Here is a 4,746-nt window from a genome sequence, read left to right as displayed (position 1 = left end):
TCACCTATTTGTTGGAGGGCAGCATGCAACACAGAGATAGTTTGGGATCTAACATAGAAATTACCCCTGGAGCGGTTAATTGGATGTCGGCCGGGAAAGGTGTAGTACATTCTGAACGCACACCACAGGCCATGCGTGGAAAAGAAAAGACCATGCACGGTTTACAAATTTGGGTAGCACAACCCAAGGAAGTTGAGAACAATGCTCCTTTCTTTTCGCATACAGAAGCGCAGGATTTACCTACGTGGCAAGCAGACAAGGTCAACTACAAACTAGTAGCCGGAAAAGCTTTTGGAAAGACCTCTCCCGTACCAGTGCACAGTGAATTGTTTTTGTTGGAAATCACCGCTAAAGAAGCTGCTGAAGTTTGTATAGGGAAAGAACTTTATGGAGAAGTCGGCATATACATTTTAGAGGGAAAAATTAGCGCCGAGGGCAACACCTACGAGGCCAAGCAATTGTTGGTGAACACCGCTGAAGAATTGTGCAGCATAGAACTAGGCGCCCATGCACACATCTTCATCTTTGGTGGTATTCCTTTCGAGGAAGAGCGCTTTATTTTCTGGAATTTTGTTTCGTCGGACAAAGACGTGATAGAAAAAGCCAAAGAGGATTGGATGCAAAAGAGGTTTGCTATGATTGAGGGGGAAGATGATTTGGTTCCTATTCCAGGGATGGAGTTTGAAGAGTGAGGTTGAGTGTGGAAATGTAGCTTCTGGCTTGAGTTCATTGTAAAGCTTGGGTATTGTTCATTTCTTTTCCATCGATGAAAAGAAACGAACCAAAGAAAAATCTAGGCTGGAAAACAATTCTTTTAAAAGCTACGAAACACTCTGGTCATTCACCCCAACTCGCAAACGCTTTTAACTGATTTTTCGGAGAAAAATCCGAAAGCTGAGCTCAAACACTGGGTTCATTTCCCGTCGATTTTTCTTGTTTTAATAAGAAGTATTTTCAAGGCCGAATTCAGAGTTCAAAAATCACGCGCGATTCATTCTTAACTCTTAATTCTGCCTTCTTAACTCTACTTGTATTTATCGTTGAGTCCCTTCCCTTCCAAAATCATGGGAATTACTTTTTCTAGGCGAGACTGTTGCGTGGCTTCGCGTTTGGCAGAGGAAATGTGCTCGGCGTATTCTTTTTGTTTGTAAGGTGTTAAAGCGTTAAAGCTTGATTTTAGGGTAGCGTTCTCTTGCAAGGCGTTTTCTAACAATGCTGGAATTTCCAATTTAGCTTTTTGTGGTTTTAATACCTTTCCCGCCTTTTGATTTTCTATGGCTTCTAAAATGTAAGCATGGATAAGATCTTGGTTTTCTTGTATTTCTTCCAAACTGGTAAAACGCCATTGGCGCAAGGCTTTGGTTACTTCTTCTTGGGCATTGATGAGTTTTTGAGCTTCATCTTTTAGGAAGACACCGTTGTAGAACCAGAGTCCAACATAAGCTTTAAACGCCGCTATACCTACAACATTCTTTCCTTTGAGCATGTACACAGGAATTCCCCACTTCACCCCTTCTTCGAGTTCTGTACGTTGTAAAATGGAACGCAAGGCAGCTAACTGCTGAGCATCTTGCTCGTTTCTCTTGGCCAAATATCCTTCTACCGTTTTATTCTTTTCCATGTCCTGAAAATAAAAAAGCCTTACCAAATACTGGCAAGGCTTCACTACTATTTTTAAATCTGCTTAGAACAATCCGTTGATCTCCGCGTCAATTTGATTTACAATTTTACCCAAGTCTTCTTGTACTTCGTGGAAGTTGTTGTTGTCTACATCTACGATCAACAATTTACCTTTATCGTAGGTAGAAATCCATGCTTCGTAACGCTCATTCAAACGCTTCAAGTAATCTAAACGAATAGACTCTTCGTAATCTCTACCACGCTGTTGAATTTGATTTACCAAAGTTGGAACCGAAGCTCTTAGGTAAATCAATAAATCTGGCGCAGAAACGAAAGACTCAATTAAATTGAACAAAGAGAAATAGTTTTCGAAATCTCTGGTTGTCATCAAGCCCATAGAGTGCAAGTTAGGCGCAAAGATGAAGGCATCTTCATAGATGGTTCTATCCTGAATTACATTATGGTTGGTTTGCTTAATCTCTTGGATTTGCGTAAAACGACTGTTGAGGTAATATATCTGTAGGTTGAATGACCAACGCTGCATGTCCTCGTAAAAATCATTCAAATAAGGGTTCTGTTCAACATCCTCAAAATGAGTTTGCCACCCGTAATGTTTGGCCAATAACTTGGTTAAGGTAGTTTTACCAGAACCTATGTTTCCTGCTACAGCTATATGCATTTTTATGAATATTTTTTAGTCCGAATGAGCTACAAATCTAAACTTTCTGTCCATTCGATCTACTATTTGTTTAAAGAATATTTAATAATTTTCGTATCCGTTTGAACGTAAAAGTCTTGCTCTTCGATGGTGAATTGTTTGACTTTTTTCAACGGAAATTCTAATTGTTTTTGAGTCCCTAATTTGGTCCACTCCATGAGCTTTTCATCCTTGAAATAAAAGATACTTCCATTCCAATAGGTCAAGGCATCTGCGTTTTCTATTTTATAGGTTTTGATCAAAGAACCGTAGACATCAAATTGATAGACACCTTTGGCTTTGTCCCAAATAAAGAGTTTGTTTTCACTTTCAAACAAAGCATCTACGGTGAGACCGTTCAATACTCCGCTCAAATTTTCTATCACTGTTGGTTTGGGCATTAAATCGTCGAACAACCACAGTTTAAAATTGTCTAAATCGTACACCCAATAACGCGTGGGTTGGTTAGAATAACTCACGTGCGTGGCATAAGCAATGTTTTCTTGATTTAAGTCTATGCTCGCATCTGCCAAGGTTAAAGTGTTATCTAAAAAGAAAATCTGTTGTTGATCTTCAGAAAACACCATAGTTTTTTGGGCATGAGAAGCATCTACCTCTGTAATTTCTCCAAGTCCTTTGGTACTTTGTTGAAATTGAACGTTAAAACTTGTATCAAGTTTATAAATGACATCACCTTGTGTATACACCACATTTCCTAGCGGATCTACGCTCCATGCCGTAGGCTGAACTTCGAGTTCTGCAACCTTGGTCCAGCTTAACTTCCCTTCCTCAATAAAGAAAAGTGAAGTAAGTGCAATTATACTTAATAGGAGTTTCATTCTTGCTGCAATATACAAATAGTATTCCTTATATGTTCACCGGTAGATATAGATGTGATCAATTTTAAAAAGTTAGTTTCCAAGCAATGATTATACGCGTATTATTCGGTGTGATATAAATTGATAATTGTCTTAGTTCACCAAAAGTTTCACCTCCTCCATTAGGGTTAAAAAAGGATATAATTATATTTGCAGGGTTATACATGAGGGGAAACTGCGAAGAAATTTGCGGTCAATTTTAGAACTAAAATCTCCACTCATTGCTAAACAATTAAAAAACAAAGCAATAAGCATGAAAGTAAATCCAAAATATACATCAGTTGAAGCCTTGGTAGAGCTTTACAACACACCGTTAATGGAATTGGTTTACGAAGCAGCAACGGTTCATAGACAACACCACGATCCAAATGAAGTACAAATGTCTTCCTTGTTGAGTATCAAAACAGGTGGTTGTCCAGAAGATTGTGGATACTGTCCACAAGCTGCACGTTACCACACAGATGTTGAGGCGCACAAATTAATGACCGTTGAGTCTGTACTTGAGCAAGCCAAAAATGCAAAAGCCAACGGATCTTCTCGTTTATGTATGGGAGCTGCTTGGAGAAACATTAGAGATAACTCTGATTTCGATAAAGTTATCCAAATGGTACAAGGTGTAAACAGTTTGGACATGGAGGTTTGTTGTACCTTAGGTATGATGAACGAAGACCAAGCACAGCGTTTGAAAGATGCTGGACTTTACGCTTACAACCACAACTTAGATACTTCAGAAGATTACTACGATGACGTAATCTCTACACGTGAATACCAAGATAGATTAGACACTATCGGTAACGCTAGAAAAGCAGGGATTTCTGTTTGTTCAGGTGGTATTATTGGAATGGGAGAATCTGTTGAAGATAGAATGGGCTTATTACTTTCTTACACGAAAATGGAAACTCCACCAGAGTCTATTCCAATCAATGCTTTAGTAGCGGTGGAAGGTACTCCAATGGAAGAGCAAAAGCCCGTTGAAATATGGGAAATGGTAAGAATGGTTGCCACTACGCGTATTGTATTCCCAGAGTCTGTTGTTCGTTTATCTGCAGGTAGAACTTCTATGAGTCAGGAAGGTCAAGCACTTTGTTTCATGGCTGGAGCGAGCTCTATTTTTGCCGGAGATAAATTGTTAACTACACCAAACCCTGAGTACAACGAAGATGCTGAGATGTTCAAAACATTAGGTTTGAAATCAAAAGCTCCTTTCCAAGATGGTGATAAACCAGAAACGAAAGAAGACGCTATTTTGGTAGAAAAGCAAAAGAAAGCAGAAGAGCGTAAAGCCCAAATTGCTGCAGCTAAAGGAAAACCAGCTGATTTCCAACCAAGAAAGGTTACTACAGTAGAAGACTAAGATGAATGCGTTGAACCAACGATTGGCTGAGCAATTGAATCAGCGTAAAGAAGGTTCTACCCTTAGATCTTTGAACATTAATAGCTATGCGGTAGATTTTTATTCCAATAATTATCTAGGCTTAGCACAAAAGAAATTCGAGACTCCAACACACTTGTTAGAAAGTGGAACGGGGTCTCGACTCATTTCTGGGACCT

5 protein-coding genes and 1 pseudogene are annotated in these 4,746 nt (G+C 39.2%); 3 read left to right on the top strand and 3 right to left on the bottom strand.

Features of this window, described 5'->3' with window-relative positions:
- Positions 1-692 (top strand): pirin family protein (locus R3333_RS12445; RefSeq protein WP_318959101.1); only part of this gene is annotated, 692 nt, incomplete at its 5' end.
- A 332-nt stretch (positions 693-1,024) separates the two neighbouring features.
- Here R3333_RS12445 and R3333_RS12440 read toward each other — a convergent pair.
- The 3 genes from R3333_RS12440 to R3333_RS12430 all read right to left on the bottom strand — a co-directional run bounded on the left by R3333_RS12440 (position 1,025) and on the right by R3333_RS12430 (position 3,156).
- Positions 1,025-1,621: a YdeI/OmpD-associated family protein gene (locus tag R3333_RS12440; RefSeq protein ID WP_318959100.1), complete on the bottom strand. Its 597-nt coding sequence runs from the start codon at positions 1,619-1,621 to the stop codon at positions 1,025-1,027.
- A gap of 63 nt (positions 1,622-1,684) precedes the next feature.
- Complete coding sequence (locus R3333_RS12435) at positions 1,685-2,299, bottom strand: deoxynucleoside kinase (RefSeq protein WP_090245476.1); 615 nt, start codon at positions 2,297-2,299, stop codon at positions 1,685-1,687.
- Positions 2,300-2,361: 62 nt separating this feature from the next.
- Positions 2,362-3,156: a hypothetical protein gene (locus R3333_RS12430; protein ID WP_318959099.1), complete on the bottom strand. Its 795-nt coding sequence runs from the start codon at positions 3,154-3,156 to the stop codon at positions 2,362-2,364.
- A gap of 292 nt (positions 3,157-3,448) precedes the next feature.
- On the opposite strand from R3333_RS12430, the gene bioB reads away from it, so the two are divergent.
- Positions 3,449-4,549, top strand: coding sequence for a biotin synthase BioB (gene bioB / locus R3333_RS12425; protein WP_318959098.1), 1,101 nt, complete (start codon positions 3,449-3,451; stop codon positions 4,547-4,549).
- A 1-nt stretch (position 4,550) separates the two neighbouring features.
- Positions 4,551-4,746, top strand: a pseudogene (locus R3333_RS12420) (hypothetical protein); the annotation flags it as partial.

This window comes from Lishizhenia sp. (genome assembly GCF_033720595.1).
Lineage (GTDB): Bacteria > Bacteroidota > Bacteroidia > Flavobacteriales_D > Crocinitomicaceae > Lishizhenia.
This window is presented reverse-complemented; position numbering and strand designations above follow the sequence as displayed.